The following is a 14,352-nucleotide window of genomic DNA, read 5'->3' on the forward strand; positions in this document are numbered from 1 at the left end:
CGCCACCAGCGGCACCGGAAGCTCGATCCGCGTGGCCGCGCGCGCCACGACCGCCAGCGCAGCCATGTGCACGTCGTGCCCGCAGGCGTGCATCGCCGGGCCCCGGGCCCGCCAGGCCACGTCGGTCTCCTCCTGGACCGGGAGGGCATCCAGCTCGGTCCGCAGCGCGATGGCCGGTCGTGACCCGTCGCCGGTCATCGGCACGAGCCGACCGGTGCCCGCGACGGTCTTGCCCGGGCCGACGCCGAGCGCGCGCACGATCCGCTCAGCGGTGGGGCCCTCCTCACCGCTGACACGGGGGTTGGCATGCAGCTCGTGCCGCAGCTCGACGGCTGCCGGCAGCTCCTCCGCGATCGCGGCCCGCCAGTGCTCGATGAGGTCAGCCATGTTCGAGACCATAGACGCGTGAGGCGTTCTCGCGGCAGACCAGCGATGCCACACGCTCAGCATCTCGCTCGGCCATCTCGCCGGCCTCCACGAGGCCCGACAGCACCTCGGAGAGCCCGCGCCGGAAGAACAGGGCTCCCAGGGCATACAGCTCGGCCAGGCCGAAGGCGTCCGAGGAGTAGAGCAGCTTCCCGAACGGGACGAGCTCCAGTGATTCACGGATGACGGTGGTCGACAACGCTCCCGTGTTGTGGGTGGCGAGGCCCACGTCCATGAAGACGTGGTCGAAGACCTGGGCCAGATAGGCCGCGTGCCGGTGGAACGGGTAGTTGTGCAACAGCAGCACCGGCACGCCTCGCTCCTGGGTGGCGCGCAGGAAAGCGGTCATCCGCAGCGGGTCGCAGTCCAGCAGGTTGAGGTCGGGGTCCCCGTAGCCGACGTGGACCTGGAGCGGCAGCCCGGCCTCGATGGCGGACCAGGCCAGCCAACCGTTGACCACACGGTCGGCGATCCGCCACCCGCCGTCCGGGAGCTCGCGGCCGGCGAGCGCCGCAGCCACGTCCGCGGACGACGGAGGGCTGGCCGGCAGATCGAGACCGACCCGGTAGGCCGCCACGCTCTTGGCCCCCACCACGCCCGGCGTCCTCGCTCGGGCACGCAGGAGGTCGGTGAAGCGTTCGGGGAACTCGGCGGGCGAAACACCCTCGTCCAGAAGCCCTTCCGCCAGCACCTCCAGGCGGACGACCTCCGAGGCTCTCGCCTCGGCCAGTCCGGCCAGTTCCTCGATACCGCAGATGGTTCCAGGTTCGAACCCGGTGTCCACGACGTACCTCTGCGTCCCGGCGGCCGCCAGCATCGTCCGAGCCACCTCGACCGCCCCCAGCTCACGTCGGCGGCTCAGGTAGTGGTCGGCATCCACCAACGGCGGCAAACCGAGCAACGGCGCGCACCAGCGGCGGACCGCCAGGCCGAGCATGGACTCGAAGATCGTCGTGCCCAGCGGGGAGGGCCCCGGCGCCTCGTTGAGCAGCTCCTCGAACTGCTGGCGGTCGAGGTCGCGGAGCACGAGACCGTGGCAGTGATGGTCGACCAACGGCCCTGTCAGGAAAGGGAACCGGGTCGGGCTCGCCGGACCAGCCATTCAGTGGCTCTCCTCGAGGGCAGGCTCCTGGTCGATCCTCGTCATCCCCAAGGAGAGCCGCCGGGCGAGGCCGGGCACGGCGAACATGACGATCGTCACGAGCAGCAGCCAGCCGAAGGCCACGACGGGGAAGAACCGCGCCGGACCGGAGTCGGGATAGGGGAAGACGTTGCGCCAGATGGTGTAGCCGAGCATCAGCAGCGCTGCGATCGGCACGACGACCTGCCAGGTGGGGACGGGCAGCTTCTTGTCGATGAAGACCAGCTTGATGCAGCCGATGGTGGCCAGCACGTAGGCGACCAGCAGGATGAGCGTGCCGATCGTGCCGCTCCACAAGAAGGTGTCGAACGGTGTGGCGCCGCAGAAGACCGCGCAGATGATCGCGATCACCAGGACCAGCGTGGTCACCACCCCGGCAGCTGCCGCCGGTGTGCCGTATGAGTTCGTCCGTCCCAGCGGGTGGCCCGGACCCAGGTCGCGGCTGATCGCGAAGAGCAGCCTGGACGCGCCCACCACACAGGCCAGGCAGCAGGCGAAGGCGCTGACGCAGGCCCCCAGCGTGATCACCTCCCCCACCCACAAGGCGATGTAGGTCGTGCCGAGGTCACCCATCAGCGCCGGCGAGGCGATGAACTTCTTCACGCCCTCCGCGTCGGCGCCGAACGCCATCATCTCGATGGCCGTCATCACGGTGAAGTAGACGCCACCGAAGATGGCCGTGCCGAGGATCGCTCTCGGGATGTCCTTGCGTGGGTGGTGAGCCTCCTCCCCCAACGTCGCGGCCGCCTCGAAGCCCGCGAAGGACAACAGCCCGAAGATGATGCCCAGGAACACGTTCGACGTGCTCGTGCCCTGCGGGACAGTGAACACGTCGAGGGTGAAGTGTGCGTCTCCCGGCGCGTTGCCGGCCAGCATCCGGATCAACACGATCGCGCCGATGACGACGATGAGCAGCACGGTGAGCCCCTCGATGGTCAGCAACGTCGTCGTGGCGTTCTTGGTGGGCAGGACGGTGAAGACCAGCGCCAGGGCGAGGGCGATCCCACCCACGACGAAGCCCGCCCACCAGGGTTGGTGGTTCCAGACCCCGATGTCGTCGAGGAAGGCCGCCCCGAAGATGCCCGCAGCCGACGACGTCACGAGCGCGTAGAAGACATAGGTCCCCATGAGGCCCAACCCCGCGATGGCCCCAGCACGGGGACCGAGGGTCGCACCGGCGAACACGTAGACCGAGCCGGCATGCCGGTAGTACTGGCACAGCCGCACGAAGACGTAGGCGATGAGCAGCACCGCGATCGCGGCGAGGAAGAACGCCAGCGGCGTGGCCCGTCCGATCAGTCCCGCCGTGCCCTGGGGGTTGATGTTGATCGCCATGCTCGGAGCCATGAGGGCCACCGAGATGCCGACCGCCTGCCACACGGACAGACCTCGTCGGAGGCCGCCCTCCTCGAGCTCTGCCATACGACGCCTCTCTTCTGTCCGTGGCCCGATCTGGCCCGATCAGTGCGCTACGCCCCTGCCACAGTGTGCTGTCCATCACATAACCTGTCCAGCGGCGTCGTCATTCGTGCGCGCGCCGTGCCCGTCGCTCCCAACGAGAGGACCTGCCGTGGACCTGGCCGACCGTGAGCAACGCCGCAGCAGAGCCGAGGGGATGCTGGAAGGTCTGGCCGCACGCGGTGTCGAGGTCGTGGCGACGACGTTCGTCGACAACTCCGGCATCGCGCGGGTCAAGTCCGTGCCGCTGCGACGGCTTCCCCAGCTGGCGAGCTGGGGCGCGGGCTTCTCCACGAGCTTCGACCGCTTCCGGTTCGACGACTGGATCGCCGGATCAGGCCAGCGCACCGAGCCGGTCGGCGACCTGCGCATCGTGCCGGACCTCGACCGGGTCGTCCCCCTGGCTGCACAGCCCGGATGGGCCTGGGCCCCGGGAGAGCGATACCTGCAGTCGGGCGAGCCGCATCCCCAGTGCAGCCGGTTGCTCCTGGCGAGGCTCACCGAGGCCCTCGCAGCGCAGGCCATCACGGCCCGCTGCGCGGTCGAGATCGAGTGGGTCGTGTCCGACGGTGCCGGCGAGGAGTTCCGCCCGGGCTTCGTGGGCTCCGGCTATGGGATGTCACGACTCATCGCCGGCAGCGACTACTGCCGGGACGTGGTCACCTCGCTGGAACACGAAGGCATCGAGGTCGAGCAGTTCCACCCCGAGTACGCCCCCGGGCAGCTGGAGGTGGCCGTCTCCTCCGAGTCGCCCGTCGCGGCGGCTGACACGTCGGTGCTCGTGCGGTCGACGATCCGGGCGGTCGGGGCGCGCCACGGATTGCGAACCTCCTTCTCTCCCAAGGTCGACGTGTCCGGGGTCGGCAACGGCGGCCACGCGCACCTGAGCCTGTGGCGCGACGGGCTCAACCTGATGTCCGGCGGTGACCGCCGCTGCGGTCTCACCGCTGAGGGTGAGAGCTTCGCCGCCGGTGTGCTGCAACGCCTCCCGGCGTTGCTCGCGGTCGGCTGCCCGAGTCCCGCCAGCTACCTGCGCCTGGTGCCGTCGCACTGGGCCGGTGACTACGCCTGCTGGGGCCTGGAGAACAGGGAGGCGGCGTTGCGGATGGTGACCGGGTCAGAGGGGTCGGCGCCCTGGGCAGCCAACCTCGAGGTCAAGTGCGTGGACCTGCTGGCCAACCCCTACCTGCTGTTCGCGGGCCTGATGGCCGCCGGGCTGGCCGGTTTGGAGGACCACTCCGAGCTCCCCGACCCCGTCGACGTCGATCCTGCGGCACTCGGCGAGGAGACCCTGGCCGAGCGTGGCATCGAGCGGCTGCCGACCGGCCTCGGCACTGCCCTCGAGGCGTTTCGCGCCGACGAGGTACTCACTCGGGCGTTCGGACCTGATCTGGTGGCGTCCATCGTGGCGGTCCGCCAGAGCGAGATCGAGCTGTTCGCCGAGTCGAGCGACGAGGAGATCGCGGACGCGCTCCGCTGGGTGCACTGAGCCCTGCCCGCGGCTCGGGCTCGACGGGTCAGGCCATCAGCCGATGCCGAGGGTGAAGTCGAGCCCGGTCTCGAAGGTCGCCACCGGCGCTTCGCTCACCGTGGAGCCGTCCTCGACCACGGAGACCTGCGGTGCAATGCGGACCTGGGCCGTGGTCATGCCCGCGGGCACCCGGAAGACGAGGGCACCGCTCCCGGCTCCGAGCGGTCCGTCCTGTCCGGCGGGGACCTGCGCGACACAGGCTGTCCCGTTCACCGTTGCGATCACGCCACCCGGAGCCCAGCGGGACTGCGCGTAGCCGTCCGGCCCGAGGGTGGCCGAGTCCAGCGTGTAGGGGACGACCAGCCACTGCGTGCCGTCCTCGGCCGTGCCGTAGCCGGGTTCCCAGGACGCCCGGTGCGCCTGGCCGAGACGCAGGCCATGCAGCTCGGCGGTGTAGCCGTCCTTCATCGCACTGGCCGCGGTGACCACCTGGACGTCGGCCGGCGCGTCGCCGGTGTGCGCCCAGGCGGTGGCTGTCCCGCCGGTGCCGGCATCGATACTCCAGCTGCCGTCGTCGGATGTCACGGTCAGGACGACCAATGCCCTGGACACCTCGACACCGGCGGGCACCGTCACCGCCAGGTACTGCGTGCCGGTCGCCGGCACCGAGACCGGCTCACCGTCTCCGACGCGGATCGAGGTGTGCGCCTCGGGTGCCGCGTCGCCGCTGAACTGCACGGAGACGATCCACAGGCGGGCGCCGTCGGCAGGGGTGGCCGGTTCCCCGCCGCGTTCCACGGTGGCCCCCGCCTCCAGTGCTTGGTGGGTCACGGTGACCGTGCCGGCCGGAGTCGCCAGCTCACCCGACGATGTGGGCTGGTATGTCGTCGGAGCGTCGATCGACCAGGCTTGCCCCGGCTGCACCGGCGTCGGGTCCTGCGTCGTCGGGGGGTCGGTCGGGGTGCCCGACGGCGGGTCGGTCGGCGTGCTGGTCGTGGTCGGAGGCGTGGTCGGGCTGTCCGTGCTGGGGGAAGGCGTCGTGGTGTCGGTGCTCGGCGGCTTCGTGGTGCCGGTCGGGTCACCGCCCGGGTCACCGCTCGGCTTGTCACCGCCGGCCGGCTCATCACTCCCGGTCTTCGTGCTGCCCTGCTTCGAGGGGGCCTTCGTGGGGGCGACCGTCGAGGACGGCGTCGGCGTCGGTTCCGACGAGGCGGGCGGCGCCGGCGGCTGGTCGGAGTCGGCCTGCCGTCGGGGCCCGTCCGCGAGCACCGGAGGCGAGTCCTGCTTCGGAGCTGGCGACGTGCTCGGCGCCGGACGGGACTTCCGCCCGGTGCGTTGAGGGTTCTGGGGCGGCTCGTCCGGCACCTGGCGCGGGTTCACGGCTGCCGGGACACGACCGGGCGCCGCGCCGACCGGCGCGACGTCACCGTCGCGGTAGGCCTGGCCCCAGCCGAGCACGGACCGCACGTAGTCCATTGAGTGGTTGTAGCGCAGCACCGCCGACGCCAGCCCTGACGGAGTGCGCAGGTCCGCCCCACCCGAGCAGAGGTAGCGCGCGGCCCCGAGCGTGGCGTCATACACGTTGTTGGGGTCGGCGATGCCGTCACCGTTGCCGTCGGCCCGGACGCCGGCCCAGGTACCGGGCAGGAACTGCATCGGGCCGACTGCGCGGTCGTAGTGCGGATCGCCGTCGAAGGCACCCCCGTCGCTGTCGTGGATCACCGCGTTGCCCGCCATCGAACCGTCCAGCCGGGGCCCGAGAATGCGACCGAGCGTGTTGCCGTGGCTGTCGACCCGCCCGCCCGATGCGTGCCCCGACTCGATCCGGCCGATGCCGGCCAGCAGCCACCACGGGACCCCACACGTCGGGTCCGTGCGAGCCGTCTCGTCGGCCGCCTGGTGGTAGGCCGCGAGCACGGTGCCCGGGATACCGAGGGCCGAGGACGGGATGTCGGTCGGCGCGGTTCCCTCGAGCACCGTGGTGCTCAACTGGCGGACCACTCGTGCACCACCACGGGCTGCCCGTTGTCCCGCGTCCACCCAGCTCGGCGCCACATCGACGGAACGAGCTGCTTGCTCGGCGAGCTCGGAAAGCAGAGCTCGCCTCGACGAAGTGACGGGTGCCGGGCTCGCGAATGCCGCCGGGACGGCACGGCCGGTGCTGGTCTGCGCCACCCGAGCCGCCCGAGCTGACGGAGCCCCCGGAGCATCCGCGGCCCTGGCCTCGAGGGGGATGCTGCTCACAGCGGACGCGGCGACACAGGCCACCGCTGCGGCGGAGGCCAAGGTGGTGCGCAGGCGGCTCCCGGAACGGCGTGCCGGCTCCCGGCGAGCTCCCGACCCTGATCCCATCGACCCCTCCGCGCTGCGTGACGTCCTGAGCCACGAGCCTACGTTCGACCCCGGCTCGCCGGCAGGGGAATGACGGGACGCGCACGGACTCTTGACCCGGCGTTGGCCTCCCGAGCCTCTCCAGCCACATGGGTCACGGGGGGAATGACCGGCCGGCGCAGGTCCTTGTACTGGTCGATACCCCTTCCCGTCCGAAAGGCAGACCATGTCCACCACCGCCCTCACCGAGGCGACCTTCGAGAAGACCATCACCGACCAGGACATCGTGCTGGTGGACTTCTGGGCCTCGTGGTGTGGCCCGTGTCGGCAGTTCGCCCCCGTCTACGAGCAGGCGGCGACCAAGCACGACGACATCACCTTCGGCAAGGTCGACACCGAGGCCGAGCAGGGCCTGGCCGCGGCCGCCAACATCACCTCGATTCCGACGTTGATGGCCTTCCGCGAGGGCATCCTGGTGTTCGCCCAGCCCGGGGCGCTGCCGCCGGCGGCGCTCGAGCAGGTCATCGAAGGCGTGCGCGGTCTCGACATGGATGACGTGCGGGCCCAGGTCGCCGAGGAAGAGGCCAAGCGCTCGAACGCCTGAGCCTCTGCTTTCCTCCGTCACCCGGCTGAGCCGCAGCCGTCTTGACCGAAGGCGGTGTCGCGCACCCCGCGTGCGCGCCACACCGGATTGAGGCCCAGCGGCAGCGCCGGTGCCTGCCACCCGGCACCGGCCGCCCTGGCGACCGGCCACCACCACGGCACCGATCGCTCGACCGTGTGCCCGGCGAGGAACGCGGCGACCTGCCGCTGCACGCGCGGCCGGGACTTTGCATGAGCACACGCACACGGACACGGCATACGGACACGACGAAGGGCCCGACCTGCTGGCCGGGCCCTTCGTCGACTGCGTGCGTGACGTGGTGCAGGGGTGGTGGAGGTGGCGGGAATCGAACCCGCGTCCGTTGACGCGAAACCAGGGCTTCTCCGGGTGCAGTGCGCTATGGATTTTCTCGGCCCCAGCGCTCGCGCGCACACGTCCGCTGACGGGCCCAGTCGCGTAAGAGTCCCGCGTGGCCCCACGACATGACCACGCAGCAAGCTATCTAGCTGACGCCAGGAACTGAGCCAATAGCAAACTCAGGCTGACGGACTTCGGAGCTCGCTCAGGCGGCGAGGGCGAAGTCGGTGCGCTTGGAATTGGCACCTATTGGTTTGCAAGGAGCGTTGACGAGATGACCTTGCATCCTCGACCCGCTTCCCCTGACTAGACGACCAACGTCGAAACCGATCACCCCCATGGGGGTGCAACACGTCACGCTGTGCAGTTGTCAATCACCGGGAGCTTCGGGCGTATGCCGTGCCGGCGTCTCCCAGCCTACCTGCTCAACGCTTCACGCCGCCCACAGATTCCACGCCGGCCCTTCGCGGCCCTGGCGGCGCGCGGTGGCACAAGGACCTTGGCGCCGGTGGAGTGGTCCAGACAGCCACACTGGGGGCATGACGACCACAGCGCAGGCCTGGCACCTGGTCCGGCGACCCCACGGCATACCGACCGACGACGACTTCTCGCTGGATACGAGCACCCTGCCTGCACCGGGCGAGGGACAGGTCCTGGTGCGCAACACCTTCCTGTCGGTCGACCCCTACATGAGGGGCCGGATGAACGACGTGAAGTCGTATGTCGCCCCGTTCGCCCTGGACGAGCCGATGGACGGTGGCGCGGTCGGCGTCGTCGAACGGGTCTCGGGGGAGGCCCGGGACGGCTCAGACGAGGAGCTCGAGGTCGGCGACACGGTGCTGCACGGGTCCGGCTGGCGCAGCCATGCCCTCTTGGACGCCGCGAAGACCCGGCGGGTCGACACGCAGCTGGCCCCTGCCCAGTCCTACCTCGGCGTGCTCGGCATGCCGGGCCTGACCGCCTACGTCGGGCTCACGCGGGTCGCCGAGTTCACCGAGGGAGACGCCGTCTTCGTCTCTGGCGCGGCTGGCGCGGTCGGCTCGCTCGTGGTGCAGATCGCGCGGCTCAAGGGCGCCAGCCGGATCATCGGCAGCGCCGGTGGGCCGGACAAGGTGCGCTGGCTGCGCGACGAGCTCGGCGTCGACGCGGCGATCGACTACAAGGCCTCGCCGATCCGGGACGGCCTGCGCGAAGCAGCTCCGCACGGCATCGACGTCTACTTCGACAACGTCGGCGGTGACCACCTCGAGGCCGCGATCTCGAGCCTGCGAACGCACGGTCGGGCTGCGCTCTGCGGGGCCATCTCGAGCTACAACGCCACCGAGCCGCCGCCCGGCCCGCGCAACCTCTTCATGCTCGTGGGCAAGCGAATCACGTTGCGGGGCTTCCTGGTCGGCGATCACAACGACCTGCAACCGCACTTCCAGGCCGAGGTCGGGCAGTGGCTCGCTGACGGCAGGATCGTGTGGCGGGAGACGGTCGTCGACGGCCTGGAGCACGCGGTGGACGCCTTCCGCGACCTGCTCGCCGGCGGGAACACCGGCAAGATGCTCGTCCGGCTCTGAACGGCGCCGAGCGGCGCGGCTGCGGGTGCGAAGGACTGCGACGACCCTGCCGCGTCAGTCCTCGGCGCCCAGCACGTCGTGGGCGATGCGCAGCGCCACGGCCCGGCGCTCCTCGACGTCGATGTCGGCGCCGAGGTCGCGGGTGAGCACGGTGCCGGCGACGACGCTGAACAGTGCGGCCCGAGCCCGAACCGTCTCCTCGTAGCCGGCACCGGGCGGCACGAGCGGCGCGATGATGCGCTGGAACAGCTCGATCGGGGGCGCCTCGTGCTCGCGCTCCGACTCCAGCTCCCGCAACGCGGCCTGGTTCTGCTGGGCCATCTGCATCACCGAACTCACCGGGCCGAGCGCCAGGGCGACGGCCCGGTGCAGCAGCTCCTCCCGCGTGGACGGTCCCGGCTCCTGCTCGTCGGCCCAGTCGGCCAGCGCCCGCAGCTCCTCCTGGAGCGTGGCCATCAGGCTCTGGAGGATCTCCTCCTTGGTGCGGAAGTGGTAGTAGAGCGCCGCCTTGGTGACCCCCAGCTCCTCGGCGATCTGGCGCAGCGAGGTGCCGTCGTAGCCCTGGTCGGTGAACAACCGCAGTGAGACCTCGAGGATCCGTTGCCGGGTCCCTCGCTGCACGACCTCTCCCGCATCGCCCGCGCTCGACTCGGCTGGTGACTGACCTGCTGCTGCCATCGACCGTCCCTCCTCGACATCGGTCCTGAGTATCTGCTGAGGAATTCTACTTGACGACCGGCTAGGGGTCGACTTACCGTTCGTCAAGTAAGAAACTTGCCGGTCGGCTAGTAAGCACCGTTCGAGGAGTACGAGCATGAGCACAGACACCACCCGTCAGGGCGGCACACCGGTCGACACCAGGGTGCGCCCCACGACCGCTCTTCCACCCGCGCGCAGCAGCCGCGAGATCTGGATCATCATGAGCGGACTGCTGCTGTGCATCCTGCTCGCGATGCTCGACAACACGGTGGTCGGCCCTGCCCTGCCCACGATCGTCGGCGACCTCGGCGGGCTCGACCACCTGTCCTGGGTCCTGACCAGCTACACCCTCGCGATGGCCGTGACCAGCCTCATGTGGGGCAAGCTGGGCGACCTGTTCGGCCGCAAGCCCGCGCTGCTCGTCTCCATCGGGCTGTTCCTCACCGGCTCCGCCCTCACCGGGCTCTCGCAGTCGATGCTCGAGCTGATCGGGTTCCGGGCCCTGCAGGGCGTGGGCGCGGGCGGTCTCATGGTCGGCGTGATCGCCGTCATCGCCGAGCTGGTCTCACCCCGGGAGCGCGGGCGCTACACCGGCGCCGTGAGCGCGGTGATGCCGATCGCCATGATCGGCGGTCCGCTCGTCGGCGGTTGGATCACCGACCACGCCTCCTGGCACTGGATCTTCTACATCAACCTGCCGATCGGCCTCCTCGCCATGGCTGTCGTGGTCGCGACGCTGCACCTGCCTGCTCGACCCGAGAGGGGACGGCCGGTGATCGACTGGACCGGCGCGGGCCTCCTCGCGGTCTGGGCCAGCTCGGCGGTGCTCTTCGCCACCTGGGCCGGCACGCGATACGGCTGGGGTTCCTGGCAGCTGATCGGCCTCGGTGCCGTCACGGTGCTGGGCCTGCTCACCTTCGTCTGGCACGAGGGGCGCACCGACGAGCCGATCCTGCCGCTGGAGATCTTCCGCAGCCGCAACTTCACTCTCTCCGGGGCGCTGACCTTCCTCGGCGGGATGGCCATGCTGGGCGCCGCGGCCTACCTGCCGCAGTTCCAACAGCTGGTGCAGGGCGAGTCCGCCACGAGCAGCGGCGTGCTCCTGCTGCCGATGATGCTGGGCCTGATGGTCGCCTCGTTCTCGGTCGGGCAGCTGATGACCCGCACCGGCCGGTCTCGCGCCTTCGCCCTCGTGGGAGCGAGCGGCCTGACACTCGGGATGGCGCTGTTCACCCAACTCCACGTCGACACGGGCACCTTGGCGACCGGCGCGATGATGGCCGTCCTCGGCCTCGGCCTCGGCTCGCTCATGCAGCCCAGCCAGCTGATCGCGCAGAACAGCGTCGGGCTGCGCGTCATGGGAGCGGCGATGGGCGCCAACAAGTTCCTGCAGACGATGGGTATGTCGATCGGCACCGCCATCATGGGATCGCTCTACACCGCGCGCCTCCGGGACAGCCTCGAGGCGTCGCTCGGCGCAGAGGGGCAACACCTCGCATCCGGCGGTGCACAGTTGCCGCCCTCCGTCGTGCCCCAGCTCCCGACCCAGGTCCAGGACGCACTGCAACTTGCCGTGACGCACGGGATCCAGGGCGTCTTCTGGGTCGGCGCGGCGGCCGCGGCACTGGGTCTGGTGGCGGCCCTGCTGGTCCGCGAGGTCCCCATGCGCACCAGCGTGGACTCGGTGACCCCGTGAGTGTTTTTTCGGCCACCCGGGAATCAAGTGGACGGCGCCATACGTTGGGCGTACTGTGGATGAAACGAAACAGTTTCGTTCCATCCACGGACAGCGTCCGGCCTCGGACGGACGAGCAGGGAAAGACACCGGCGAAGGACCTCACCATGACGACCACCACCCGCACGCGGCCCCGCGTCGAGGGCGAGCGCGAGGCCGAGATCCATCGTGCGGTGCTCGCCGAGCTGATCGAGTCCGGATACGACAAGCTCACGTTCGATGCCGTGGCCGGCGCGGTCCGGGCCAGCAAGGCAACGCTGTATCGCCGCTGGCCCACCAAGTCCGAGATGGTGATCGACGCCCTCGTGGCCACCAGGTGCAGCGAGGCCGCGGAGGTGCCCGACACCGGGACCCTGCGCGGCGACCTGCTCGAACTCGCCTGTGTCCCGGGCGGTCTGAGCGAGGACCTTTCAGCGTTGATCGGCGCGATCATCCCGGCGCTGCATCGCGACCCGGAGCTGTTCAAGGCGTTCCACGAACAGTTCATCGGACCGAAGATGGCGCAAGCTCTCGAGGTCTTCGAACGGGCTCGCGACCGGGGCGAGGTCGGCCCCGGCGCGGACCTGGAGCAGCTGGCCAAGGTGCTGCCCGCCTTGTGCACGCACGAGGAGTTCGTCTTCAAGAAGTACCTGACCCCGGAGGACATCGCCTCCCTGGTCGACGCCATCGTCCTGCCCGCCTGTCGGGCCACCCGGCGCGACGACTGAGCTCGCTGCCGCCCACCTCTCCCCCACCCGCCCGCGGCCCCGGCGCCGTGCACCCACAGCCGGACCGACCGCCATACCGCACGCCCTGAACCCGGTGCGCTCCTCACGCGGCGCACTCTGAATCCCCTTGAACCAGAAAGGCTTGGCCACGCCCATGTCCACCGTCACCGCCCTTCCGGCGGACCTCCCCGAGGCTCCCGCGGCCAAACCGCGTGGTCTCGGCATCGCGCTCGCCGTCATCGGTGGCGCCCAGCTCATGATCGTGCTCGACGGCACCATCGTGAACATCGCCCTCCCCCACATCCAGTCCGCGCTCGGGTTCAGCCAGAGCGGCCTGTCGTGGGTGGTCAACGCCTACGCCCTCGCCCTGGGCAGCCTGCTGCTTCTCGGGGGCAGGCTCGGCGACATCCTCGGCCGACGGCGGATGTTCGTCGTCGGCGTGCTGCTGTTCGCCGGCGCCTCGCTGGTGGGCGGGCTCGCCGTCAACGAGACGATGCTGCTGGCCTCCCGCGTCGTGCAGGGCGCCGGAGCCGCGATCGCGTCGCCCGCCGCCCTCGCCCTGATCACCACCACCTTCCCCGCGGGCAAGGAACGCAACCGCGCGATGGGCGTGTATGCCGCGATGTCCGGAGCCGGCGCTGCCGTCGGCCTCATCCTGGGCGGGGCACTGACCGAGCTCGACTGGCGGCTCACCTTCTTCGTCAACGTACCGGTGGGCCTTTTCGTGGCCTTCCTCGCACCGCGCTACCTGGCCGAGTCCGACCGCCACGAAGGAAGATTCGACCTGCGCGGCGCCCTCACCGGCACCGCCGGCCTGGTCGGCATCGTCTACGGGCTCACCCACGCCGCCACCCCCGCCGGGTGGAGCGACCCCGTCACCATCGGTTCGTTGCTCGCCGGTGCCATCCTGTTGACGGTCTTCGTGTTCCTGGAGCGTTCGAACCCGCACGCGCTGCTGCCGATCCGCATCCTCACCGACCGCACCCGTGGCGTGAGCCTGCTGGCGATGCTGTTTGTGGGCGCGGGCCTCTTCGCGATGTTCTACTTCCTCGGCCTGTTCATCCAGCAGGTCCTGGGCTACTCGCCGCTGAAGTCCGGTTTCGCCTTCCTGCCGTTCAGCTTCGGCATGGTGGCCGCCGCCGCGTTGGCGTCGAGCCTGGCCAGCCGAGTCGACCCGCGGTGGATCTCGGGACCCGGAGCCCTGCTCGCAACCGTCGGCATGTGGGGCTTCACCCACCTGACGACGGGCAGCAGCTACGTCACCGGGCTGCTGCCGTGGGTCGTGGTGCTCTCCTTCGGTCTCGGCCTCACCTTCGTGCCGATGACCCTGACCGCGGTGGCCGGCGTGAAGGACGAAGACTCCGGGGCAGCCTCGGCGGCGCTCAACACGATGCAGCAGATCGGCGGCGCGATCGGACTCGCCGCGCTGACCACCGTCTTCACGAGCGCCTTCAAGGACAAGGCCGCCGAGCTGGCCACCGCCGCGCAGGCCCACGTGCCGGCCGGCGGCACGCCGACCAGCAACCAGCTGGCCGCGGCGCAACACCAGATCGCGCTGCAGGCGCAGACCTACGCCTCGACCCAGGGCTTCATGGTCGCTGCCGGGATGATCCTCTTCGCAGCGCTGCTGATCTTCGTCGGCCTGACCGTGCGGCACCAGACCCTCGCCGCCCGCGAGGAGCTGGAGCCCGCGCCCGTCGGCTGACCGTCCTCGCTGGTGCCCGGCCGGTCCCTCGGGGGAACCGGCCCGGCACCGCCGTCTCGGCGGCACCGCGTGGTGTCGACGGACGATGTGAGCAGTCGCTCCCGGGAGCGTCGACTGAAGGCCCCCTGGGGACGAGCGGCACAGTTGCCGACG

13 protein-coding genes and 1 other RNA gene are annotated in these 14,352 nt (G+C 70.4%); 7 read left to right on the forward strand and 7 right to left on the reverse strand.

Going from position 1 to position 14,352, the window contains the following annotated elements:
* The 3 genes from FRW57_RS02175 to FRW57_RS02185 form a co-directional block, all read right to left on the reverse strand.
* Nucleotides 1–387, reverse strand: a 387-nt coding sequence (locus tag FRW57_RS02175) for a M20/M25/M40 family metallo-hydrolase (protein WP_162529227.1), incomplete at its 3' end; no start/stop codon positions are given.
* The gene (locus FRW57_RS02180; RefSeq protein ID WP_137122071.1) at nucleotides 380–1,528 is read right to left on the reverse strand and encodes an amidohydrolase family protein; all 1,149 of its coding nucleotides are present in this window, start codon (nucleotides 1,526–1,528) and stop codon (nucleotides 380–382) included. The genes FRW57_RS02175 and FRW57_RS02180, both read right to left, overlap by 8 nt.
* On the reverse strand, nucleotides 1,529–2,989 hold the full coding sequence (locus tag FRW57_RS02185) for an APC family permease (protein WP_137122070.1): 1,461 nt from the start codon (nucleotides 2,987–2,989) through the stop codon (nucleotides 1,529–1,531).
* A 148-nt stretch (nucleotides 2,990–3,137) separates the two neighbouring features.
* On the opposite strand from FRW57_RS02185, the gene FRW57_RS02190 reads away from it, so the two are divergent.
* Nucleotides 3,138–4,514: a glutamine synthetase family protein gene (locus FRW57_RS02190; protein WP_203230184.1), complete on the forward strand. Its 1,377-nt coding sequence runs from the start codon at nucleotides 3,138–3,140 to the stop codon at nucleotides 4,512–4,514.
* 36 nt (nucleotides 4,515–4,550) lie between these two features.
* Here FRW57_RS02190 and FRW57_RS02195 read toward each other — a convergent pair whose 3' ends face one another.
* On the reverse strand, nucleotides 4,551–6,497 hold the full coding sequence (locus FRW57_RS02195) for a lytic transglycosylase domain-containing protein (RefSeq protein WP_152185186.1): 1,947 nt from the start codon (nucleotides 6,495–6,497) through the stop codon (nucleotides 4,551–4,553).
* 112 nt (nucleotides 6,498–6,609) lie between these two features.
* Here FRW57_RS02195 and FRW57_RS02200 point away from each other — a divergent pair, with 112 nt between their 5' ends.
* Together FRW57_RS02200 and trxA are read left to right on the forward strand one after the other, a co-directional pair.
* Nucleotides 6,610–6,921 (forward strand): hypothetical protein, encoded by a 312-nt coding sequence (locus FRW57_RS02200; RefSeq protein ID WP_137122068.1) that lies wholly within the window; start codon nucleotides 6,610–6,612, stop codon nucleotides 6,919–6,921.
* Nucleotides 6,922–7,053: 132 nt separating this feature from the next.
* Nucleotides 7,054–7,431, forward strand: a complete 378-nt coding sequence (gene trxA, locus FRW57_RS02205; protein ID WP_137122067.1) for a thioredoxin — start codon at nucleotides 7,054–7,056, stop codon at nucleotides 7,429–7,431.
* Between the two features lie 17 nt (nucleotides 7,432–7,448).
* Here trxA and FRW57_RS02210 read toward each other — a convergent pair whose 3' ends face one another.
* Together FRW57_RS02210 and ssrA are read right to left on the reverse strand one after the other, a co-directional pair.
* A complete protein-coding gene (locus FRW57_RS02210) occupies nucleotides 7,449–7,643 on the reverse strand; it encodes a hypothetical protein (RefSeq protein ID WP_137122066.1) in 195 nt (64 codons plus the stop codon).
* 116 nt (nucleotides 7,644–7,759) lie between these two features.
* Nucleotides 7,760–8,126: a transfer-messenger RNA gene (gene ssrA, locus FRW57_RS02215) on the reverse strand.
* A gap of 201 nt (nucleotides 8,127–8,327) precedes the next feature.
* On the opposite strand from ssrA, the gene FRW57_RS02220 reads away from it, so the two are divergent.
* Nucleotides 8,328–9,353 carry an NADP-dependent oxidoreductase gene (locus FRW57_RS02220; RefSeq protein WP_137122588.1) on the forward strand — a complete coding sequence of 342 codons (1,026 nt, stop codon included), beginning with the start codon at nucleotides 8,328–8,330 and terminating at the stop codon, nucleotides 9,351–9,353.
* A 54-nt stretch (nucleotides 9,354–9,407) separates the two neighbouring features.
* Here the strand turns inward: FRW57_RS02220 and FRW57_RS02225 are convergent, their stop codons facing one another.
* On the reverse strand, nucleotides 9,408–10,031 hold the full coding sequence (locus FRW57_RS02225) for a TetR/AcrR family transcriptional regulator (RefSeq protein ID WP_162308235.1): 624 nt from the start codon (nucleotides 10,029–10,031) through the stop codon (nucleotides 9,408–9,410).
* Between the two features lie 136 nt (nucleotides 10,032–10,167).
* Here FRW57_RS02225 and FRW57_RS02230 point away from each other — a divergent pair, with 136 nt between their 5' ends.
* The 3 genes from FRW57_RS02230 (at nucleotide 10,168) to FRW57_RS02240 (ending at nucleotide 14,199) form a co-directional block, all read left to right on the forward strand.
* Entirely contained in the window at nucleotides 10,168–11,748 is a 1,581-nt protein-coding gene (locus FRW57_RS02230; RefSeq protein WP_137122590.1) for an MDR family MFS transporter, read from the forward strand.
* A 146-nt stretch (nucleotides 11,749–11,894) separates the two neighbouring features.
* Nucleotides 11,895–12,494 (forward strand): TetR/AcrR family transcriptional regulator, encoded by a 600-nt coding sequence (locus FRW57_RS02235; RefSeq protein WP_137122591.1) that lies wholly within the window; start codon nucleotides 11,895–11,897, stop codon nucleotides 12,492–12,494.
* 154 nt (nucleotides 12,495–12,648) lie between these two features.
* The gene (locus FRW57_RS02240; protein WP_137122592.1) at nucleotides 12,649–14,199 is read left to right on the forward strand and encodes an MFS transporter; all 1,551 of its coding nucleotides are present in this window, start codon (nucleotides 12,649–12,651) and stop codon (nucleotides 14,197–14,199) included.
* Nucleotides 14,200–14,352: the final 153 nt, after the last annotated feature.

This window comes from Segeticoccus rhizosphaerae (assembly GCF_009192725.1).
Lineage (GTDB): Bacteria > Actinomycetota > Actinomycetes > Actinomycetales > Dermatophilaceae > Segeticoccus > Segeticoccus rhizosphaerae.